Genomic DNA, 23,009 nt, shown 5'->3' on the forward strand with positions numbered 1-23,009 from the left:
GGCGATCCCGCCCTTCAATGAAGCGTTTCATCGGTGCACCTCGAACAGAGTCATCTGTTCGTGTGACATGGATTGCGGCAAATCGTTTACTTCAGATTAGAATAACGCTCTCTGGCGTTTTTACACAGCCTCGGCCGGTTGCGGACTTACGCGTCCGACACAATCAATTCACGCAATATTGGAAACAACTCGCAGTAGCGGTCTAAGAAATCTTCATTGTCCATATGCCGAGATGCAGGGGCTGAAGCGAAAAGCTCATTTCGGACATCAATCAATGTTGTGCGTTTTTTCTGTTTGGCCGCCTGCATAGAAGCTGAAGACGAACCGAAATGCTCGTAGCCATTGAAGGACATTGCAAAGGCAAAGACAGCCTGCGCAATCAGTAGGCCGACGGTTCGATTTCGCCCATCAGTACCAGAACAGAAGCCGCTTGCCGAGCGGATTGTGCTTCGAAACTATATTTGAGGCGAGTAATGGTAGTTCAACATCCACTGGACGCCGAACCGATCGGTCAGCTTCCCGTAATAGTCGCCCCACGGTTGCATCCCAAGTGCAGTCGTCACCACTCCCCCCGATCCCAGGTCACTGAACATCCGATCCAACGAATGCTTATCGTCCATAGCCAGATGATGCGCGGATCCTCTCATCGGCTCGGCATCGTCATTGTCGGATGCGTAGAAGGCGACGCCATCGCCTTCGAACCTTGCATGCATGATTTTCCCCAGCATCGTCTCGCTCTTGACCGGTATTTCGTTTTCACCGTGCCGTTGTATTTCCACAATTTTGCCTAGTCCGCATGCCTCATAAAACTTCAGGGCTTCTTCACAGCGATCAACAAAAAACAAGTAGTTCGAAAGCAGCATCACATACTCCGGAAAAAAGAAAGAAGGGGCGACAAGAATCGCCCACGTAATCCTTTCAACTGCGAGTTCGGCGCTTTAGCTCGCGAGCTGTGCGTTGGTCAACGCGACGCCCCCAATTCCCCAGGCGCCGTCCACCGCGTGAACCACATTGACCCATATACGTTCTCGGGGCTGCCTTTCTCCTGACATCGCATGAATGATGTCGGTGGCCTCTTTGATATATCCCAACTGAATTTCCCTGCTGTTGAATGCAAAAGATGGGACTTTCCACTCGATGAATACAACAGACGATTCCTTCGATCCGGCGAATGTATGCTCTTTTGGCAGAAGGTTGATTGAACCGACGATATTCGACTCGATTGCGGTGTTTCCAGTCAACCCGTGCCATTTGATCATCGCGTCCGAGAGCCGGGTAAAGGCTATACTTTCTTGCCCCTTGGGGAGGACGCCTTCTGTGATGGTGAGAGTCAGTGGCATAAGATTCCTCTAGTCAGATGATTGCGGCGTTCAAAGCAATCTCCTTTCATCTCAGAGATAACATAACGACCGTTATTTATTTTAAATAACGAACGTTATGCAGTCAACTATAATGTAGCTCTGCTGACTCACCCAAAGGTTTCTATGTCACGAGCTGAACAGAAGACACGCACACGTCAACGCATTCTTGAAGGATCCGGACGAGCGTTTCGCAAGGGCGGATTCGCTGGAACAGGAGTTGACGCTCTGGCTAAGGAGGCTGGCGTCACGTCTGGTGCGTTCTACGTCCACTTTGGCTCCAAGGACGATGCATTTTGTGAGGCGCTGAAGCACGGGATGGATGATCTCCGGGGAGGTATCCTATATTTCCAAGCGGAGCATGGGCCTGCCTGGTGGCCAAAGTTCGTGCGGTTTTATCTCAGCGTCAAGCGAACGTGTGATCTATCCGAAGGCTGTACGTTGCAGACGTTACCGACTGAAGTGGCTCGTTCCGGTCACGAATCACGAATAGCATTTGAAAGCGCGTTGCTCGAAGTTGCACAAGCTGTAGTCGACGGCCCGGCATCACCACGCATGCCAGAAGACATTGACGCCGCTTGCGCAGCCCTGGCTTCATTGGCAGGGGCAGTAACGCTCGCGCGAGCCGTCGAAAGTACGACATTCGCCGATCAAATCGCCACTGCAACTGAATCGGCGTTGCTAGGGCCACTTTGGGCACCTCCGAACAGCAGCGATTGATCTGCGTTTGGACAAAGGTCTGCTTCTGGCCGATTGCGGCCTATTTCGTAAATCGGGGGCGCACCTATCCCCGGAATTTCTTAGGCCTCATGCTCCATGAAACCTGGTTGTAGCTGACGCGCAATTTCCCGCATTTTAGGATAGTCAGCTTTCAACCGCCCCTCAGACGCAAAAAATACGCCGCCTTCCAATGAACGCTCAATGGTTCTGAGCATACTTAGAATATTTTTAAACTCGATGAGTTGATCGGGCTCTCCGAGCACGAATCCAACAATTTCTCCAAAATAGAGGGACGATTTGTCGCAAACTGCTGCATAAAAATCGCCTCCTCCATTTGCAAAAATAGGAAACCAAGCACGATCCCACTCGTTTCCTGTTGATATCGAGCGATAGACTTGGATGGAATCTTCAAGACTCATCCAGTAGAAACCTGGGAAAAACTGAATCTCACCCAGGACATCGCCTTCATAAGTAGAAGTTCCATCACAGCAGCAATACACATTGAGAAGCTCATCAGGCACTTCCAAGCCTAAACCATCGAAGGCAATGTGGACCTCCTCAGGGCGCAGACCAGCACGACGCTTGCCCGCAATCGTTGATCCAAGTTGCCGCAATTGATCAAAAATGCGATCGATCAGCGCTTCGAGAGACATGTTCATAGTGTTTAAATTCATCCTGTCCGCTGCTGGACGTGAGCTTTTGCCCGACTGTGGACTTAAATATCCGATGCAATCAATTCGCGCAATATTGGCAGCAACTCACGGTAGCTGTTTAAGTAAGCTTCGCTCTCCATGTGCCGGGATGCTCGGGCTGCGGTGAAAAGCTCATTCCGAACATCAATCAATGTCGCGCGCTTGCGTTGTTTGGCAGCGGCTAAGCGAACATCGTCGCTATTTGATCACTGAGCTCGTTGATCAGCTATTGAACGATCAAGAAATGTGGCAGGGGTGAGATCGTTCTCCTAGTGCAGCCATAAAAATATCACCGTCCAAAATCCCGCTTTTCCCTTTGTTCGATCTCAATGTCCCGTAGCGTTCCATCGCCGTTTAAGCGGACCGTCAGACTTGAGGAATAACACTTACTCTCAATTAGTTGCTTGTACTGAAAATAGCCCTTGAGGTGCGTAAGGAATGGTCGGGGGAAACCACTTGCTGCGTAGTCGGCTGGCAAGGATATCGTTGAGTCTCTCAGGGCATCGACTCCGTCAATCCCGAACGTAAGAAATTTCTCAACAATTTCAACTCCGTAGTCATTCGGAAGTGTTTGCGGGGCGATATACATCCAGCCACGCTTGTCCTTTGGATACTCATCTGTAATAGAAAATGCCCAGGCAAAGTTTGCATGGAGCGTATTTTTCGAACCACTCATCATTTCCTTCAAAATATCGCCGTGCTTTTCTGATGAGTAGTCTTTTAAGCGGCCGCTCCCGAAAAGTCTCGAAAGATTTTTTTCGTCTGTAAAGGACGGATTCGTAAGGATGAAGCCATCGTGAATCTGACGTAGCGCTTTCAGCAACTCTGTCGGCATCGTGGCAGTAGGCAGCGCCTGCAACTGGCCCAAGGCACCTAACGGAGATTCATCTGCACATATCTGTTCCCAAGTCGGAGCCACTGGAAAACTACGTAGGGGCGGAAGAGTCTGGCCATACGCCAGAAGACACGTGGACATCATTGCAAACGAAGTTATCAAGTAGCGAAGAGAATAGGCAATTGGCATCATATAGATTGTATTTTTCGACAACGACTTCATACCCAGCACTTGCAAAAAACTATCAATTCCTTCGACCCATGCTCAGTCATAGGGTACGTTGCAAATTGGTCTGGCTCAGGAAGCATTCGGTCTGCCACTTCGATTACCTCATTTTTCTCATTATTGGCGAAGGGCCCCTTCTGGCCGATTGCAGTCTTTCACTTTTATCCAGATTAAAAAATATCAGACCGCATTCAGATCAGATATGTACGTCTCAAAATCAACGGCATCAGGATGCAATCGCGGCATTTTTATTTCATATTTCCAATAGGTGTTCCCAATTGCAAACACCCTACACCGCATCGCCAAAAACCGCCTTCTGCAATATCTCGTGCTGCGCCCGCCAGTCGGGGAAATGACGCGCCACTTCCTGCCAGAAGGCCCGGGTGTGGCTTCTTTCCACGGTATGGCATAGCTCATGGACAATGATGTAGTCCAAGGTCGCAGCGGGCAACTCCATCACGCGCGGATGGAACTCCAGCACATTGCCCGCGCTGCAACTGGCCCAGCGGCTTTCAAAGCGACGCACCCTCAGCCCCTGCGACTGCAAACCCGTGGCGCGCTGCCAATGACGCAGGCGCGCCGGCAGCCGGTCTTGCGCACGCTGGCGATAAAACTGCTCCAGCAAGGGCATGCATTGCTCCTGCTCGATAGAACGCCCGTCAGGATGCTCTATCACAAAGCGCGAAGCGGTAAACCGCAAGCGCGGCTGCGTCAGCGCAGGCGTCTCGATCACCTCCACCACATAACTCCTGCCGCCGTAACGCAAACGGCTGCCGGTCACAATACGCTCGTCGCTCTGCGGCTGATTCACCAAGGCCAGCTTTTCCCGTATCCAGCGCGCACGCCGGCGAATCAAGGCCTCCTGCGCCGGCGCCGCGATACGCGGACCGCGCAGCAGCACGGGACAGCCGCGCTCCACGGTCACATAATGCCGCTTCAGGTGCGCCGCCAATTCAAAGCGCCACTCTATCGTCGTCCGGCCGTAAGCAAGCACTGGCATCGCGTTCTCAGTTCTTCAGCAAGATAGTCAAAATCTCCGTCGCATGGTCGCGCGCCACGCTGCGCTCCCACCCCGCCAAGGGCATGAGCAGCTTGCGCAATACCTCCTTGATGTCGGGATGCAGGTCGCGCATCTGCTTCCAGTTGCCGGAAGCCAGCGTGCGGCTCAGTTCGGCATGCTCAAACAAGGCGCGCGTGGCCATGCGCGCCGTCTCTTCCGTCAGCAAGGCCGCCAGATAATGATAGACGGCGGACTGCGCCTGATTGCTGAAACCGGTCTTGTCCTTGTCCTGAATCCGCTGGCTGAACAACTCAAGCTGCTCCAGAAACTGCGCCTGAGAAATACGCCCGGCCTTTTCCTCTTCCAGCAACTTTTCCAGTTCCTCGGCCAGCTTGTCGAAGAAGGCCGGGTCCTTGTCGCGACCGGCGACGATGGTGTGCTTCAACTGATTCTTCATCACCAGCGCCCGACTGCCGGGGCTGGCCAGCTTCTTCAGCCTGGCCATGTCGCCCGCATCGAGAATCGACACCTCATGCCCCAGCAGACTGCGCGCCGGGCTGGCGGCAATGTAGTCGTCCAGCAATTGCTGCAACAGCACCGACTCCAGCCGCGTAATCCGCTCGCGGTAGGTATCGCCGGGCAGCTTGTCGCGCAACATCAGCCGGATTTCCGAAAACAGCGTGAAGTAAGCCTTGAACGCCACGCCGCGCACATCCGGCAAGATGATGTCGATGGAGCGGTTGAATTGCTTGCTCAACTCCAGAAAATCCTCCACCGCATCCAGCCGCACCGCCGGATCGAGAAAACGCTCGGCGTCCTCCTTGTACGCTTCGCGCTGCTTCACCGGATCGTGCTTCTTCGGCAGCAGCCTCAGCAGCCGGTCCAGCGTACTTTGCAGCTTCGGCAACTCACTCTCCACGCCTTGCCACACCTGCGCCGCCTGCAATTCGCCTCCGTACATCTTGAGCGCCTCGTCGAGCTGCTCGACCACGCCGTGATAGTCCACGATATAACCGGCATTCTTGCCCTCGCGGGTGCGGTTGACCCGCGCAATCGCCTGCAACAGCGTGTGCTGCCTGAGCGGCTTGTCGAGATACATGGTGCCGACAATCGGCGCATCCCATCCCGTGAGCAACATATCCGACACGATGATCAAACCGACGTCATTGGTGTGCGGCTGGGCCTGCAACTGAGTCGATAACTGAGTCGACAACTGCGCCTGACCTTCGCGTCCGCCGTCTTCATTGCCGTGCGCATAAGGCAAGGGAAACAGCTTGCCGACAAAGTTGCCGATCTGCTCCGGCGGCAGCGCCACCGGCTCCCTGCCCTCCTTGCGCTCGGCCTGGACCCGCTCCTCGATGCTTTGCACCCGGGCGATATCCACCTCATATTCGGCGGCCTCCTGCTGCACCGACGCGCCGGTGCGCGACGCCGTCATCCCGGTCAGGGAAATCACCACCCGGCTCTCGAACGTCGGCAATCCCCGCGCGGCGCGCTCGCGCATGATGGCGTCCAGCAAATCCTTGTAGCGCACCGCCATCTCGCGACCGTCGCAGACCAGCATCGCCTTCAGGCCCTTGGCCCGGACATTGGCCAGAAAATGCTCCACCAGATGCGCCGCGACCTTATCCATGCGGTCGCCCGCCTGACGCCAGCGCGCCAGCAAATGCCTCTTCAAGGCGTGCTGCCGGGACTGGCTCTCGCGGGCAAAACGCTCGTCAAAGGCCGCATCCAGACCGGCGTCGGCAGCCAGCGCCACCCAGGCGTCCAGATACTTGATCGGCAGCGTCGCGCCATCGGCCACGGCCTCATGCAAGCGGTATTCATCGATGTACGTATCGCCGCCGAACTCGGCCAGCGTATGCTTGTCCTCGTTCAACAACGGCGTGCCGGTGAAGGCGATGAACTTCGCCTGCGGCAGACTGGCGCGCATGAACGCCGCCAGAAAATCGTACTGGCTGCGATGCGCCTCATCGACCAGCACATAAAAATTCGGCTTCGCGCTCAATACCCGGAAATGAATCTTTTCCCGGCCGACCTCGACCCATACGGCCCGAGCGCCGGATCTGTCCGATTTGTCCGATGTGCCCGAATCATCGCCCTCCTCCGGCGGCGCGCCGAACAGCACATTGCGCTCCTCCACCATGTAAAAATCATCGCCCTCGCGCACCCGCCGGTAGCGACTCTCCTGCGGATCGTCGTCAGGCTCGCCGGCAGAGCGGTCGTCCGCCGGATCGGCGGCCCCGTCCGGCGTTGCCCCCGGCTGCTCGCTCTCCTGGAACTTCTGCACCGTGCTGGTCAACACGCTGCCGTAGTCGTTCGACAATATCCTGATCAAGCCATCCACCGACGCCGCCTGCCGCGTCGCGATGCCGACCGCATTGAAGGTATCGAAAATCTGCTTGTCCAGATCCTTGCGGTCGGTCAGCACCAGCACCGTCGGATTGTTCAGGCCGCTGCTGTCGGCGCGCAGCAGGCGCGCCAGCAACGCCATCGTCAGCGACTTGCCGCTGCCCTGCGTATGCCACACCACCCCGCCCACCGGATGCGGCCCGCGCAAACGCGCCAGCGTCTTGCGCACGGCGCGCCACTGCTGATAACGCGGCAGCTTCTTGACGGTCCTGCCGTCGCGGGTCTCAAACAGGACAAAATGCGTGACCAATTGCAAAAACCGGCCCGGCTCGAACAAGGCCCACAGCAACTGATCCTGCGCGCTTGGCTCCTCGCCCAGCAAACCGGCGACGACCGCCAGCTCATCCTCCTGCAAGCGGTAACGCGCATAAAAATCCGGCTTGACCAGGATCGCGCCATAGGCGCCCTCGCGCCGGTTCAGGCCGACGCACACCTGATTGAAAACGAACTGCGCCGCAAAGCTCCCCTGATACATATCAAGCTGAATCAGCGCCTCGTCAAGCCGGTGATGGCTGGCCTTGCACTCGATGATCGCCAGCGGCAGACCGTTGACGAACAGCAGCAGGTCGGGACGAAACGATGCGCCGTCGGCATTGCGCCCGACGTACTGATCCACCACATGAAAGTCGTTGTGCGCGGCAAGCCCGGCGTCAAAAAAGCGCACGCTGCGCGGCCTGCCGTCGCGGTCCTTGATCTGGATATCGGAGCGATGCACCACCTGCTCCCAAAAAGCCCGATTGGCCGCGGGCAGATCGGCATTGACGCGCTTGCGCAACTCGATCAGCGCCGCATCGACGCCGCCGACGGCATCGGACAACCAGGGATTGAGCAGCAGCAGGCGCGGCCGCAAGACGTCTTCCAGCACCGGCGCCAGATGGCGCTGCGCGGTCTGCACGTGCTTGCCCGGCAGATGGGTGTAACCCAGTTTGATGAGCGATGCGATCGCCGGCGTTTCGACGCCGGTCTTTTCGGCCTGTGCCATTCTTCCTCCACATTGGCCGCCGTCGACGGCCGGGTGCTGCATTCACACAAGCTCGCGCAAGGTCAGGCAAAGGCTTCCTCGACCGGCGTATCGAGCTTGACGCGCCATTCGCCGGTCAGGAGTTTTTGCATCAGGCCGCGTTTGAGGTCTGCGTAGTGGACTTGCTTATTCTTCAAAGCAGCTATTTTTGCATTCACCGCATCAATAATTTTTACGATATTGGCCTGCTCATCCAGTGAGGGAAGCAATACCGGGAAAGCCTTGATCTGCGACGAATTGATGCTTGCAAGGTTGGTGGTTCGCTTGGCGCAGGACAGAAAGTATTTACGACCGTGATCACTCGCGGCTAATGCGGCCAGATAATAAGAATTCAGCTTGTCCGGATTTGGCCTGACCGCGAATACATGATTCTGATGAAGACATGGAGAAATCCGGGCATCCCACACATCTCCGCGCCCAAGCTTGTCGAAATCTCCGCCCTCTGTCATCAGTACGTCGCCAGCTTGCAGCGAATAACGTTCCACTTGACCAGCTTCAACCTCGATGGTTTTCATGTCGCTGATGTCGATGTTTCCATCCTGAACATTGGCGACCCGGAGATAAGGAAGTTCAACAGGCTGCTTCAATCCTTTTTTTCCTTTTGCAACGCCGGTTCGCACTTCGGCCACCTCGTGCAGTTTCACTAAGGCTAACTGACCAACTTTCCTGGCCCCCACGTCTGGACTGAAAAGTTTTTGCATCACCCCCTGCCTGAGGGTCTGAGTGGTAGCAATCTGACGGGCGATCACGTCCAACATCTCGTCCACTGTAGAGAGGGTCGCGGCAATTTTTTGTTGCTCCGCCAATGGAGGCATCGCTACGATCAAATTCTGTAAATCTTTCGTAGATAGGTGCTTAACGGTTGTCGCCGAAATACCATCTTGTATTTTCCCGATAGCAGCAGCTACCAAAAAAAATAAAAATCCTTCATCAGACAAGTTAGGTATTGGGGAAATTTTTAATACGCGTTGGTTCAAAAGAGATTCTGGTCCTTTCCAGCGAACCACGTGAAACTCACCGTCCATTCCAACTAGAACATCTCCTGCATTAACCAAATAACGTTTGTCATATTCTCCCGCGTATCTAGTCTCACTGAAACCGCGAAGTAAATCTCGAATTCTGATAAGAGGTACTCCCTCATCAGATGAAAAAAAATCAGACTTAAAAGGAGCGCCGGTTAGCAACATTAGATAGCTGCCGAGCTTTTCGCACTTCCATTCAGATGGAATCCAGCCAATATCTGTTTTCTGGAACTCATTCCTCTCCAGCAAACTCATAGGCCCCCCACCACAAATCCCAACGCCACTAAGCACCGCTCCAACCGCACATTGATCTCAGCCTCTTCTTTGCTAAGCACGGCCAATTCCGCCAACGTCGCACTCACATCCACAATCTCTTCGGTCTCGCCATTGTCGATGTAACGCGCAATATTGAGATTGCCATCGTTGCCGCGAATCTCTTCCAGCGAGACGACACGACAATAGTTGTCGACTTCGATCTGCTTCTGGAAGGCCGCCTTATGCGTGCTGACGATGCGTTCGACGTCGCCGGGACGCAGGCTGTTTTGCGCCTTGCCGTCGAGGTAGTCGCGGCTGGCGTCGATGATGATGACTTTGTTCTTGAGCTTGTTGGGTTTCTTCTTGTTGAGGATGAGCACGCAAGCCGGGATGCCGGTGTTGTAGAACAACGCCGATGGCAGGCCGACGATGGCTTCGATCAGGTCGCCCGGGTGGCTGCCGCTGGCGGCATCGGTGCCGAAGAGCAGGTTCTGGCGGATTTTGCCTTCTTCACCGCCGCGAAACAGCACGCCGTGCGGCAGGATGATGCCCATGCGGCCGTCGGCCTTGAGGCTGGCCAGCATGTGCTGGGCGAAGGCAAGGTCGGCATAACCGCGCGGCGGCACGCCGTAGATGAAGCGGTCGAAATCATCTCTGACGTTTTTGTAGTCGGGGGCCTTGAGTTTCTTGCCGCTGTCCTGGGCGTTTTCGCTTTCCAGTTCCAGAGGCGTCCACCATGCCTTGGCCGAAAATGGCGGGTTGGCGATGACGCGGTCGAAGGTCCTCAGGTATTTTCCCTCGGTATGTTTGGGCTTGACCAGGGTGTCGCCAAGTTCTATGGCAGCGTCTATGTTATGCAGGTAGAGATTGAGCTTGGCGATGGCCCAGGTGCCGAGGTTTTTTTCCTGACCGAACAGCCACACATTGGGCCGGTCATTGACGATGCTGCCATTGGGCAGTCTGGCGACATGGTGGGCGCTCTCGACCAGCATGCCGCCGCTGCCGCAGGTGGGGTCGTAGACGGTGTGGCCCGGCTGCGGGTCGATCAGTTCGACCACCAGTTGCACCACGGCCTTGGGGGTGTAGAACTCGCCGCCCTTCTTGCCGGCGTCGTCGGCGAACTGCTTGATGAGGTATTCGTAGGCGTCGCCCAGCATGTCGGCCTTGTAGAGGTCGCCGTTGCCGAGTCTGTATTGGTTGAAGTGGCGCAGCAGGCGCTGCAAGGTGCCGTCGGAGAGCACGCGCTTGTCGCCGTAGAGGGTGGCGGTGAGCACATGTTCCAGTTCGGGCTTGCCATATTCGATGGCGGCGAAGGCTTTGTCGAGTGCTTCGCCGATGTTTTCTGTGCGGCTGATGAGGGCGGGCCAGCGCGCCTTCTTCGGGAAATCGCCGTATTGGTGCTGGACCTCTTCTTCGGCTTCGGCCTGGGTCAGTTTTTCTTCTTTCTTTAATTTGTCGACACGTTCTTCAAAAACGTCGTTAAAACGCTTCAAAAAAAGCAGTCCAAAGATGTAGTTCTTGAAGTCGGATGAGTCGATGGAGCCGCGCAGGATGTTGGCGGACTCCCAGAGCCATGCTTCGAGTGCTTCAAGGGTCAGGACGTTTGCCATTGGGGAGTGGGTTGTCGGTAAAAGCGGAAATTGTACAGCCTCGCGCGGGCGGCGTTGCAAGGTTCTTGATTGCCTAGGGCTTGGGGGTGATGGGCGGGAACATCCTGATTCTCATCGTCGTCCCGGCGAACGCCGGGACCCAGTGGCGTGAAGACGGCCGGGCACGACGCTGGGTCCTGACTTTCGTCAGGACGACGGGTTGGGGGTGAAGGATGGCTTCGCATCATTTGACTGATTCCGCTCTCTCACCGTCGTCCCGGCGGACGCCGGGACCCAGTGGCGTGAAGACGGCCGGTACGACGCTGGGTCCTGACTTTCGTCAGGACGACGGGTGGGGGGTGAGGATGGCTTCGCATCATTTGACTGATTTCACTCTATCGCCGTCGTCCCGGCGAACGCCGGGACCCAGTGGCGTGAAGACGGCCGGTACGACGCTGGGTCCTGACTTTCGTCAGGACGACGGGTTGGGGGGTGAAGGATGGCTTCGCATCATTTGACTGATTTCACTCTATCGCCGTCGTCCCGGCGAACGCCGGGACCCAGTGGCGTGAAGGCGGTCGGGTACGACGCTGGGTCCTGACTTTCGTCAGGACTACGGGTTGGGGGTGAAGGATGGCTTCGCATCATTTGACTGATTCCGCTCTATCGCCGTCGTCCCGGCGGACGCCGGGACCCAGTGGCGTGAAGGCGGTCGGGTACGACGCTGGGTCCTGACTTTCGTCAGGACGACGGGTTGGGGGTGAAGGATGGCTTCGCATCATTTGACTGATTCCGCTCTCTCATCGTCGTCCCGGCGGACGCCGGGACCCAGTGGCGTGAAGGCGGTCGGGTACGACGCTGGGTCCTGACTTTCGTCAGGACGACGGGTTGGGGGTGAAGGATGGCTTCGCATCATTTGACTGATTCCGCCCTATCGCCGTCGTCCCGGCGGACGCCGGGACCCAGTGGCGTGAAGACGGCCGGTACGACGCTGGGTCCTGACTTTCGTCAGGACGACGGGTTGGGGGGGAAGGATGGCTTCGCATCATTTGACTGATTCCGCTCTATCGCCGTCGTCCCGGCGGACGCCGGGACCCAGTGGCGTGAAGACGGCCGGTACGACGCTGGGTCCTGACTTTCGTCAGGACGACGGGTTGGGGGTGAAGGATGGCTTCGCATCATTTGACTGATTTCACTCTATCGCCGTCGTCCCGGCGAACGCCGGGACCCAGTGGCGTGAAGGCGGTCGGGTACGACGCTGGGTCCTGACTTTCGTCAGGACGACGGGTTGGGGGTGAAGGATGGCTTCGCATCATTTGACTGATTCCGCCCTATCGCCGTCGTCCCGGCGGACGCCGGGACCCAGTGGCGTGAAGACGGCCGGTACGACGCTGGGTCCTGACTTTCGTCAGGACGACGGGTGGGGGTGAGGATGGCTTCGCATCATTTGACTGATTCCGCCCTATCGCCGTCGTCCCGGCGGACGCCGGGACCCAGTGGCGTGAAGGCGGTCGGGTACGACGCTGGGTCCTGACTTTCGTCAGGACGACGGGTGGGGGGTGAAGGATGGCTTCGCGTCATTTGACTGATTCCGCTCTCTCATCGTCGTCCCGGCGAACGCCGGGACCCAGTGGCGTGAAGACGGCCGGTACGACGCTGGGTCCTGACTTTCGTCAGGACGACGCCCACATTTTTGACTGAAGGCATTGCGCCGCCGGCACGACGACGGGCCTGGTTCAGCGTTGCATGGTTTCCCATACCTTTTGCAGGCGCTTGACCGAGACTGGCATGGGCGTGCGCAACTCCTGCGCGAACAGCGAGACGCGCAACTCTTCCAGCAGCCAGCGGAATTCCGCCATCTTGGGGTCGTTGGCGCCGCGGTCCTTTTGCGCGCGCTGCCACGGCGCGGCGACTTGCATCCATTCGGACAGCAGGCGCGTGTCGCGAGCCGGGTCGGCGCGCAACTTTTCGAGCCGCACGTTGATCGCCTTGAGATAGCGCGGGAAATGCATCAGGTTGTTGTAGTCGTTGTCGGCGATGAAGCGCTTGCCGACCAGGTTCTGCAACTGCGATTGCATGTCGGATGCGGCCTGGGCGTGCGCTTTGACGGTCTGCAGCTTCTTCGGCAGCGTGGCGTATTCGGCCAGCACCTGTGCCGCCAGGCGGGCGATTTCGGTGACGAGCAGGCCGAAGCGGGCCTTGCCTTCTTCCTTGCGGCGGTTGAATTCATCGGCGTTCCTGGGCAGCGGGTCTTGCATGAAGGCGCGTTCGAGACCTGCGGACAGGATCTGGTCGCGCAACTCTTCCTGCGAGCCGAGGGCCATGAATTGCATGCCCATCTGTTGCAGGCCGGGGATGTTCTTTTCCTGATATTTGAGCTGTTCCTTGAGTTGCAGCGCAAACAGGCGGCGCAGGCCGGCGAAGTGCTGGCGGGCGGCATCGGACGGATCGTCGAAGACTTCGAGGTCGCAATGCGTCTTCTTGTCGACCAGCGCGGGGAAGCCGATCAGCGTCTGCGATTTGGCCGGGCCGTTGCGCTGAATCTCCAGCAGTTCGGGCAGTTCGCCGAAGGTCCAGTTGGTGAGATTGCCGTATTCGGAGACGGCGGCGGCACTTGCGCCGGCGGCGGCGGCCGGTGCGGTTTTGCCGCTGGCGGGCGCGGCGGCGACATTGGCAGCGGTTGTGGGTGTGGGTGTCACCATACCTATGCCGGTGATGGCGGTCTGCTCGGCCAGTTTCTGGAATTGCTCGCGCGCCTGTCCGCCGAACTCGGCTTGCAGGCTGCCGAGGTTGCGGCCCATCTCTAGCTGGCGGCCGTGTTCGTCGACGATCTTGAAGTTCATCGCGTGATGCGCGGGCAAGGTCTCTTGCTTGAAGTCCGTGGTCTTGACCATGATGGTGATCTGCTCGCGGATGTCGGCGATCAGCGCGTCGATGAGATCGCCCTTGCCGAACAGATGGCGCTCGTCCATGCGCTCGCAGAAGCCGGCGGCGTAGTCGGGCAGCGGCACGCAGTGGCGGCGCAGTTTTTGCGGCAGCGATTTGAGCAGCAGATGGACCTTTTCCTTGAGCATGCCGGGGACCAGCCATTCGCAGCGCGCGGCCGAGACCTGGTTGAGCGCGTACAGCGGCACGGTCAGGGTGACGCCGTCGCGCGGCGTGCCGGGCTCGAAGTGGTAGGACAGCGCCATCGACAGGCCCGCGACCGTCATGGTCTTGGGGAAGAGTTCGGTGGTCACGCCCGCGGCCTCGTGGCGCATGAGGTCGTCGCGGTTGAGGAAGAGCAGCCTGGGCGTGGCGGCGGTGGCGTCCTTGTGCCATTTTTCAAAGCCGATGCCGTTGCAGATGTCGGCCGGGATCAGCTTGTCGTAGAAGGCGGCGATGAGTTCGTCGTCGACCAGGACGTCGAGGCGGCGCGATTTGTGTTCGAGGTTTTCGATTTCGCGCACCAGCTTCTGGTTGTGCGCGAAGAACGGCGCGCGGGTGTCGAAGTCGCCGCCGACGAGCGCATCGCGGATGAAGATTTCGCGCGCTTCCTGCGGGTTGATGAGGCCGAAGTTGATGCGGCGCTGGCTGTAGACGACGAGGCCGTACAGGGTGGCGCGCTCGGAGGCGGTGACTTGGGCGCTGCGCTTTTCCCAGCGCGGCTCGCCCCAGGATTTCTTGAGCAGATGGCCGCCGATGCGTTCCAGCCATTCGGGCTGGATCTGGGCGATGCAGCGCGCGTAGAGGCGCGAGGTGTCGACCAGTTCGGCGGCGACGATCCACTTGCCTGCCTTCTTGAGCAGGTGCGAGCCGGGCCAGATGTGGAACTTGATGCCGCGCGCGCCGAGGTAGTGCGCATCTTCGTCGGACTTGAAGCCGACATTGCCGAGCAGGCCGGTCAGCAAGGCGGTGTGCAGTTGTTCGTAGGTGGCTGGCGCTTCGTTCATGCGCCAGCCCTGCTCGCGCACGATGGTCAGCAATTGCGAATGGACGTCGCGCCACTCGCGCAGGCGCAATTGCGACAGGAAGCTGGCGCGGCAGTGGTCTTGCAGTTGACGGTTGGATTTCTTGTGTGCGATGGCGTCTTCGAACCATTTCCAGATCTTGAGGTAGCTCTGGAATTCGGACTTTTCGTCGGCGAATTTCTTGTGCGCCTGGTCGGCGGCGTTCTGCGCTTCCATCGGGCGATCGCGCGGGTCTTGCACCGACAGCGCCGAGGCGATGATCAGCAATTCGCTGAGGCAGGCGTTATCGCGCCCGGCCAGGATCATGCGGCCGACGCGCGGGTCGAGCGGCAGCTTGGCAAGCTGTTTGCCGAGCGGCGTCAACTGGTTGAACTCATCGACGGCGCCCAGTTCTTGCAGCAACTGGTAGCCGTCGGCGATGGCGCGGCCCAGCGGCGGCTCGATGAACGGGAAGGTCTCGACATCGGCCAGATGCAGGGACTTCATGCGCAGGATGACCGAGGCCAGCGACGAGCGCAGGATTTCCGGTTCGGTGAACTTGGGGCGTTGCAGGTAGTCCTGCTCGTCGTACAGGCGTATGCAGACGCCTGCCGCGACGCGGCCGCAACGGCCGGCGCGCTGATTGGCGGCCGATTGCGCGACCGGTTCGATCTGCAACTGCTCGACCTTGTTGCGGTAGCTGTAGCGCTTGACGCGGGCCAGGCCGGCATCGACCACGTAGCGGATGCCGGGCACGGTCAGCGAGGTTTCGGCGACGTTGGTGGCCAGCACGATGCGGCGCGCGTTGCTGGACTTGAAGACGCGTTCCTGCTCTTGCGCGGACAGACGTGCGAACAGGGGCAGGATTTCGACGTGCGGCGGGTGGTGCTTGCGCAGGGCTTCGGCGGCGTCGCGGATCTCGCGTTCGCCGGGCAGGAACACCAGCACGTCGCCGGAGCCGATGCGCGCCAGTTCGTCGACGGCGTCGACCACGGCGTCCATGAGGTCGCGTTGCTCGCGGTCCTTCTGTGCTTGCGAGGGCGCGCCGGTCTTTGGCGGCGCCGGATTGATGCCGCTGCGGTCGGCGTTGTCGACCGGGCGGTAGCGGATTTCGACCGGGTACAGGCGGCCGGAGACTTCGATCACGGGCGCGAGCTTGAGCTCGCCGTTGACCTCGTTGCCGAAGTGGCGCGCAAAGCGGTCGGCGTCGATCGTCGCCGAGGTGATGATGATCTTCAGGTCCGGGCGCTTGGGCAGCAATTGCTTCAGGTAGCCGAGCAGGAAGTCGATGTTGAGGCTGCGCTCATGCGCCTCGTCGATGATGATGGTGTCGTATTGCCTGAGCAGCGGGTCGGTCTGTGTCTCCGCCAGCAGGATGCCGTCGGTCATCAGCTTGACCCATGCGCCCTTGGAGAGCGTGTCGTTGAAGCGGACCTTGAAGCCGACGTGCTCGCCCTGCGGCGTGCCGAGTTCCTGCGCGATGCGCTTGGCGGTCGAGGATGCGGCGATGCGGCGCGGCTGGGTGTGGCCGATCAGGCCTTTTTCGCCGCGGCCGAGTTGCAGGCAGATCTTGGGCAACTGCGTGGTCTTGCCGGAACCGGTTTCGCCGCTGACGATGATGACCTGGTTGGCTTGCAGGGCATCGGCGATTTCCTGGCGGCGGCCGGAGACCGGCAGCTCTTCGGGAAAGGTGATCTCGGGCAGCGGATTGCGTAGCGGACTGTGCAGTGGCGGCGCGGCGTGGGCAGCCTGCGCGCGCTCGGGTCGACGGACTTCCTTGCTGCGCGAAGGGGACGGATTTTTGGGGGGAGGATTCGTAACGGACATGACAGGCGGGATTATACCCGTCGCCATGTCCGGCTGCGCCTTTCGGAACAGGCTTTGCGGCGGATCAGAACCGATACTCAAGATTGAGCAGGATGGTGCGCGGGTCGCCAGTGGTCAATACGCGATTGCTGATGCCGCCGGCGTAGTAGCGCCGGTCGGCGAGGTTCTTGACGTTCAGCGCGGCGCGGTAGTGTCCGGCGGAGTAGGTCAGCGCGGCGTCGGCGACGGCGTAGCCGGGAATCTCGTAGTTGAACGAATAGCCGCGCTTGGCCGATTCGGCGCGTCCGCCGAGGCCGATGCTCCATCCCGGCAGGAAGCGGTAAGCCGCCCATACGCTCAGGCTGTGGCGCGGGATGTTGTCGAGAGACTTGCCTGTTGTGCGCGGCGTATCGCGCAGGACGCGCGCCAGGGTGTTGGCGTAGGCCGCGCTCCATTGCCAGCGGCCGATGTCGGCGCTGGTCTCGAACTCGATCCCGCGGCTGTTTTGCTCGCCGATCTGGACGCGATAGCTGCTGTCGAGCGGGTCGGTGGCGAGGACGTTTTTCCGGGTCAGGTCGTAGTAGGCCAGATTGGCGCTGACGGCTTCGTCGGCGCTGAGCCATTTGAGGCCGATCTCGTGCTGGCGTCCGGTTTCCGGGTCGAAAGGCTTGCCGTCGCGCGAGGAGCCGTCGGTCGCGGGCGTGAACGAGGTCGCGTAGCTGACGTAGGGCGCAAAGCCGCCGCCGATGCGGTAGCTGGCGCCTGCGCTGCCGCTGACGGCGCTGTCGGTCTGCCGGGCGCGGGTGCCGGCGACATGATTTTGCAGGTCGGTGCGCACGCTGTCATGGCGCAGCGCGCCTTGCAGCGACAGGGCGTCGCTGACCTTGTAGTGGTCCTGCGCATACAGGCCGCTGGTCAGGGTGCGCGTGAGGCTGTCCTGGCTGATCGGGACGTTGCAGTCGACGCGCGCGCCGTAGACCGGCTGGAACTGGTCGATGGCGGCCACCTTGCAGGTGGTGCTGACGGTGCGGTCGCGCACGGCGTTCAATGCCCATCCCAGGCGCAGTTCATGCCGCCCCGCTGCTTCGAAGCGGTAGCCGAGCGCGGTGTCGGCCGCCACCGAGGCGACGTTGAAGTGTTGGCGGCGCGCCTCGCGCGGTTGCAGGCGCGCGGACGGTCCGAGCACGCCGGCGAAGAAAATGCCGGTGCCGTCGAGGTCGGTATCGATGATGTGGAAATTCTGCATCAGCGACCATTGCGCGCTAAAGCGATGTTCGAATACGTAGGCCAGCCGCGTCTGGCTGTTGTGGTACGGCGACGCGCCGGGCTCGCCGGCAAAGAAATCGTCGGGGATCTTGCCGTTGCTGTTGGGCAGTATCGATCCGTAGGGCGAGACGCCCTGCTGGCGCTGGTAGTCGCGATAGTTGTGGCTGAGCAGGAAGGTCAGGTCGGTATCGGCGCCGAGATCCAGCGTGAGCGAGGGTGCGATCCAGTAGTGCTTTTGGTAGACGAAGCGCGTCGGGTCGCCGCGATCGAGCGCGAGCGCGTTGAGGCGCCAGGCCGCCTTGCCGCCGTCGCCGATGGCATTGCCGGCGTCGAGCGTCAACTGCCTGAAGGCGTCGCTGCCGTAGGTGGCGCCGATGTCGGCGAAGAATTCGCGGCGCGGCCGCTTGCTGACCGTATTGACGACGCCGCCGGGCTGGACATTGCCGAACAAGACGGAGGCGCCGCCTTTCAATACCTCGATGCGGTCGGCGCCGAAGGGCTCTTGCGCCACCCAGAACGTGGACAGCGGCAGGCCGTCGACCAGCAGCGACTCGTTGGCGCGCTGGCCGCGAATGATTACGTCGTCCCAACCGCGGCGGCCGTAGGTGCCGGGCACGACGCCGGCGACGTTGCGCAACGCTTCGGTCATGGTGGTCGCCTGCTGGTCGTCGAGCAGCTTGCGCGTGACGACGCTGACGGAACGTGCTGTCTCGTGCAGCGAGGCGGACGATTTCATGGTGCTGACGGCGTGGCGGGCGCGGTAGTGTTGCTGATCGGCCTGTTCGTCGTCTTCCGCGACGACGTTGATGTCGGGCAGGTCGGCCGTCTGGGCGGCGGCGCCGCAAGCCAGGAAGCCGCTGCAGGAGGCGGCAAACAATGCCTGCATGGAGAACTTCAACATAGATACCTTCTGATGGTTGAGTTGATTGATGGGTTGGGGCTGGGGCTGGAACCCGGGCCTCTGCGCCATGACCGGCGTCAACGGAAAACGGAAGGCGGACGATGGCCGCCGCACGGCTCGCCTGGGCGGGACATGCAACGGGAAGTTCGGGGAATATGGCCGCTATCGCTTTCTTGATCGACTTTGTCTGGCGATATGGCTGGGTCAGGCGGGCAAGGGCATGGTCTTCGCGCGGCAAGGCCATGCGAAGCACGGCAAGTATCTTGGGCCGGGGCGTCAGCGTCAATCGCCTGCCGCAAATAGCCGCGAACATTCGAATTACTTCACGGGCAATGCCGATGTTTGTTCGCCTGCGGCTTCGACTGCCTTCCACCGGATCGCGACGGCTCTGGTTATAATGCGCGACATGGAAAATGATACCGATTTCGCCAGTTTCGTGGCCTGGCTGCGCTCCGTAGCGCCTTACGTCCACGCTTTCCGCGGCAAGACCTTTGTGGTCGCCTTCCCGGGCGAACTGGTCACGGCCGGCGGCCTGGCGGTGCTGGCGCAGGATATTTCCCTGCTGCATGCGCTGGGCATCCGGGTCGTGGTGGTCCACGGCTCGCGACCGCAGGTCGAGGAACAACTGGCGCTGCGCAATGTGGAGGCGCGCTTCCACAACGGCTTGCGCATCACCGATCCGGCCGCGCTGGAATGCGCCAAGGAGGCCGCCGGCGAGTTGCGCCTGGATATTGAGGCGGCGTTCAGCCAGGGCTTGCCGAATACGCCGATGGCGCATGCGGCGATCCGCGTCATTTCGGGCAATTTCGTCACGGCGCGCCCGATGGGCGTGATCGACGGCGCCGACCTGCAACTGACCGGCATCGTCCGCAAGGTGGCGGCCGATACTATCCATCCCATCCTCAACGCGGGCGGCATCGTGCTGCTGTCGCCGCTGGGCTTTTCGCCGACCGGCGAGGCGTTCAACCTGGCGATGGAGGACGTGGCCGTGTCGGCGGCGATCGCCTTGCGCGCCGAAAAGCTGATTTTCCTGAGCGAGACGCCGTTGATGCACGATGCCGGCGGGACCGATATCCGCGAGTTGTCGTCGCATCAGGCCGAGGCGGTGCTGCAGGCCAATTTCCTGCCGCCGGATGCGGCCTTCTATCTGCGCAATGCGGTCAAGGCCTGTAATGCCGGCGTGTCGCGCGCGCATATCGTGCCGTTCGCCACCGACGGTTCGGTGTTGCTGGAGCTGTTCACGCATGACGGCATCGGCACCATGATCACTTACGAGAACCTGGAAAGCCTGCGCGAAGCGACCATCGAGGACGTCGGCGGCATCCTCAAGCTGATCGAGCCGCTGGAAGCCGACGGCACGCTGGTCAAGCGCGGCCGTGAACTGATCGAACGCGAGATCCATTACTTCTCGGTGATCGAGCATGACAACGTGATCTTCGGCTGCGCCGCGCTCTACCCTTTCCCGAAGGAAAGGATGGGCGAGATGGCCTGCCTGACCGTCAACCCGGAAGTGCAGGCGCAAGGCGACGGCGAACGTATCCTCAAGCACATCGAGACGCGCGCGCGCGAGTCGGGCCTGACCAGGCTGTTCGTGCTGACGACGCGCACTTCGCACTGGTTCCTGCGGCGCGGCTTTGTGCTGGCCGGCGTCGACGACCTGCCGAAAGACCGCCAGCATATGTACAACTGGCAGCGCAAGTCGCTGGTGCTGATCAAGAACCTATAATGACGGAATCAGGACGTGAGGCGCATGGGATGCAACAACATCGACATGCACTCAACCGCTGGGCTTCCCCCAAGTCGCGCGCCTCATGTCTTTCCTGAACAATTCAATGTTTTAACCGAGGAATCAACATGGCACGCATGATCCACTGCATCAAACTGAACAAGGAAGCCGAGGGCCTCGACTTTCCGCCGTATCCGGGCGAACTGGGCAAACGCATTTACGAAAACGTGTCGAAGGAAGCCTGGGCCGGCTGGCTCAAGCACCAGACCATGCTGGTCAACGAAAACCGTCTGATGCTGGCTGACGCCCGCGCACGCAAGTACCTGGCCGTGCAAATGGAAAAGCATTTCTTCGGCGACGGCGCCGATGCGGCTCAGGGCTTTGTGCCGCCCAGCGAGTAATAGCAGGCAGCCGGCTTGCAACAGCCGACTGGCTGACTTCCGGTTCAGGCGGCAGCTCCTTGCCTGAACCGTTCCCCTTTCCTCCCGCCGTTCTGTTTTTCCCGTTTTTCCGTGAATTCCCGCCAATACCCTGCCCTGCTCGCACCAAGGCGAGTTTGCGTGCGGCGGTCACGACCGGACATCGCCGGCGCTGCATCTGCCTGAGCGTCCATCCTCGCGCATGTTGTCAAAAAATGTTGCAAATTAGAAAACACTTTACAATCGAGCGACAAGTTGCAACCATTCCCCGATAGGTCGATCCGCCCTTTTCGCACCGGCCAACAGCCTTAGGCATGGCAGCCGCCCCAAGGCTCATATCGCAGTCCTCCAGAGCGAGGTTGCGAACAGTATTTTCACTATGCAACCGCGTCACGCATCGAATTTGAACCGGCGCGAACAACGTTTGGGAGTATGAGATGAAACGTAATCAGCAACCGCCCCAACATCATGGAAAGCGGCCGTCTCGTCCGTCTGTTGCTTCTCGCTCTGACGAATTGGAGGAATTGGATCTGGCGGATCTGGCGGGCCTGGAAGGGACCGATGAGGCAAGCAATGCCAGGGAGGCGTTCAGCTTTCTCAGTCCGATGTCTCCTCCGTCACGCACGTCGTCGCAGCAACCTATGGCTGGATCTTCTGGCGTTTCTCGAGGGGCACTGGCGCCATTTTTCGAGCGCGACCGACAGGCTGCCCAGTCGGAAAGCTCTCGAGGCGCAATGTCCGCACAGGCGAGACAGGGTTCCAGCTCAGGACTGCGCGCAAACATGCCGCCGGGTACAGGTTCTTTCAGCGCGCCGTCCGCTTCGGCTGGTGCTTCCCCGGGCTTCGATCCGTTTCTCGCGCCTGCGTCCCCGGGGCCGAGAAAGGACGACGATTTGGAATCGGTGATGTCCGATGATTTGTTCCGGCCGACGAACTCTCGCGCAAAGGAAAGACGCCATTCCTGCACACACTGTGACCAATCGTTTACCACAAAAGCCAATCTGAAGGCGCATGAACGCAGCAGGCACACAAATGAAAGACTCCATTCCTGCTCACACTGCGACCAATCGTTTGTCACCAAAGATTCCCTGAACAGGCATGAGAGCAACATGCATACGGGCCAAAAACTTCATCAATGCCAATATTGTGATAAGTCGTTTATCACAGCAGGTGACCGAACTCAGCACGAGCGCATTCACACGGGCGAAAGACGTTTTAAGTGCCAATATTGCGATAAGTCATTTTTTGCATCAAATGACCGGGTCAAACACGAGCGCACCCATACGGGTGAGCAACCTTATCATTGCCCAATCTGTGGTCAACGTTTTACGCAAAAGGCTCATCTGCAGCGTCATGCGCGGGCCTATCATCCAGACGCACCCACAGATCGGTCCAATCCTGCACTGCCGACAACATCAAGGAATCCGTCGTTGAGCGATTTGCTGTCCGACCCCTCGACACCGGCACCGCCGTCGGTGGTTCCGTCATTCAGAGACTCTCTGTTCGATCCCGCTTCGCCGCCGCCTACGTTTGATGATGAATCGGATCAGGAAGACGAGAGCAACCGGCCGCCTGGTCCTGTACCGCCCCGGGATCCCAATGTGTTTATGGCGTTGGGAAGCCCGACCGGCAAGCAACGAGGCATGCTGGCTTGGGGACGCGACCGGGCGCTGCCGTCCAATGAGCAGAGCGGGCTGTCTGGTCGGAAGAAGAACTTGCGGTCAGGAGGCGGACAATCGGACTCGGATTCCGACATCGACACCATGAGCGATCTGATGGACAGGATGTCTGTCTCCGGACCTGCTCGCACCGGCGGGAATGATTCGGCGTATG

General features: G+C 59.6%; 14 protein-coding genes. 4 read left to right on the forward strand and 10 right to left on the reverse strand.

Going from position 1 to position 23,009, the window contains the following annotated elements:
- Window positions 1-455 precede the first annotated feature (455 nt).
- Window positions 456-863, reverse strand: coding sequence for a VOC family protein (locus RV1423_RS27610; RefSeq protein ID WP_034303838.1), 408 nt, complete (start codon window positions 861-863; stop codon window positions 456-458).
- A gap of 75 nt (window positions 864-938) precedes the next feature.
- Window positions 939-1,340 carry a hypothetical protein gene (locus RV1423_RS27615; protein WP_034303839.1) on the reverse strand — a complete coding sequence of 134 codons (402 nt, stop codon included), beginning with the start codon at window positions 1,338-1,340 and terminating at the stop codon, window positions 939-941.
- A gap of 144 nt (window positions 1,341-1,484) precedes the next feature.
- Between RV1423_RS27615 and RV1423_RS29545 the strand changes: the two genes are divergently transcribed.
- The gene (locus tag RV1423_RS29545) at window positions 1,485-2,078 is read left to right on the forward strand and encodes a TetR/AcrR family transcriptional regulator (protein ID WP_081769052.1); all 594 of its coding nucleotides are present in this window, start codon (window positions 1,485-1,487) and stop codon (window positions 2,076-2,078) included.
- Between the two features lie 80 nt (window positions 2,079-2,158).
- On the opposite strand, the gene RV1423_RS27620 is transcribed toward RV1423_RS29545, so the two are convergent.
- From RV1423_RS27620 to RV1423_RS27655, 8 genes are all read right to left on the reverse strand, one after another.
- The gene (locus RV1423_RS27620) at window positions 2,159-2,737 is read right to left on the reverse strand and encodes an SMI1/KNR4 family protein (RefSeq protein ID WP_034303841.1); all 579 of its coding nucleotides are present in this window, start codon (window positions 2,735-2,737) and stop codon (window positions 2,159-2,161) included.
- A gap of 322 nt (window positions 2,738-3,059) precedes the next feature.
- A complete protein-coding gene (locus tag RV1423_RS27625; protein WP_034303842.1) occupies window positions 3,060-3,827 on the reverse strand; it encodes a hypothetical protein in 768 nt (255 codons plus the stop codon).
- A 292-nt stretch (window positions 3,828-4,119) separates the two neighbouring features.
- On the reverse strand, window positions 4,120-4,830 hold the full coding sequence (locus RV1423_RS27630) for a SprT family zinc-dependent metalloprotease (protein ID WP_034303843.1): 711 nt from the start codon (window positions 4,828-4,830) through the stop codon (window positions 4,120-4,122).
- 7 nt (window positions 4,831-4,837) lie between these two features.
- Window positions 4,838-8,224 carry a type I restriction endonuclease subunit R gene (locus RV1423_RS27635; protein WP_034303844.1) on the reverse strand — a complete coding sequence of 1,129 codons (3,387 nt, stop codon included), beginning with the start codon at window positions 8,222-8,224 and terminating at the stop codon, window positions 4,838-4,840.
- Between the two features lie 62 nt (window positions 8,225-8,286).
- On the reverse strand, window positions 8,287-9,540 hold the full coding sequence (locus RV1423_RS28820) for a restriction endonuclease subunit S (RefSeq protein WP_051517012.1): 1,254 nt from the start codon (window positions 9,538-9,540) through the stop codon (window positions 8,287-8,289).
- Entirely contained in the window at window positions 9,537-11,150 is a 1,614-nt protein-coding gene (locus RV1423_RS27645; protein WP_034303845.1) for a class I SAM-dependent DNA methyltransferase, read from the reverse strand. Before RV1423_RS27645 ends, RV1423_RS28820 begins: the two co-directional genes overlap by 4 nt.
- A 1,715-nt stretch (window positions 11,151-12,865) precedes the next feature.
- A complete protein-coding gene (gene hrpA / locus RV1423_RS27650) occupies window positions 12,866-16,885 on the reverse strand; it encodes an ATP-dependent RNA helicase HrpA (RefSeq protein WP_034303846.1) in 4,020 nt (1,339 codons plus the stop codon).
- Between the two features lie 64 nt (window positions 16,886-16,949).
- The gene (locus tag RV1423_RS27655) at window positions 16,950-19,031 is read right to left on the reverse strand and encodes a TonB-dependent siderophore receptor (protein ID WP_051517013.1); all 2,082 of its coding nucleotides are present in this window, start codon (window positions 19,029-19,031) and stop codon (window positions 16,950-16,952) included.
- A 397-nt stretch (window positions 19,032-19,428) separates the two neighbouring features.
- Here RV1423_RS27655 and argA point away from each other — a divergent pair, with 397 nt between their 5' ends.
- The 3 genes from argA to RV1423_RS30275 all read left to right on the forward strand — a co-directional run.
- Window positions 19,429-20,757 (forward strand): amino-acid N-acetyltransferase, encoded by a 1,329-nt coding sequence (gene argA, locus RV1423_RS27660; RefSeq protein WP_155835342.1) that lies wholly within the window; start codon window positions 19,429-19,431, stop codon window positions 20,755-20,757.
- A gap of 128 nt (window positions 20,758-20,885) precedes the next feature.
- Window positions 20,886-21,158 (forward strand): oxidative damage protection protein, encoded by a 273-nt coding sequence (locus RV1423_RS27665; RefSeq protein WP_034303847.1) that lies wholly within the window; start codon window positions 20,886-20,888, stop codon window positions 21,156-21,158.
- 455 nt (window positions 21,159-21,613) lie between these two features.
- The coding region (locus RV1423_RS30275) for a C2H2-type zinc finger protein (RefSeq protein ID WP_197035027.1) at window positions 21,614-23,009 on the forward strand (1,396 nt) is incomplete at its 3' end.

The organism is Herbaspirillum sp. RV1423, assembly GCF_000577615.1.
In the GTDB taxonomy this organism is placed as follows: Bacteria; Pseudomonadota; Gammaproteobacteria; order Burkholderiales; family Burkholderiaceae_D; genus Herbaspirillum.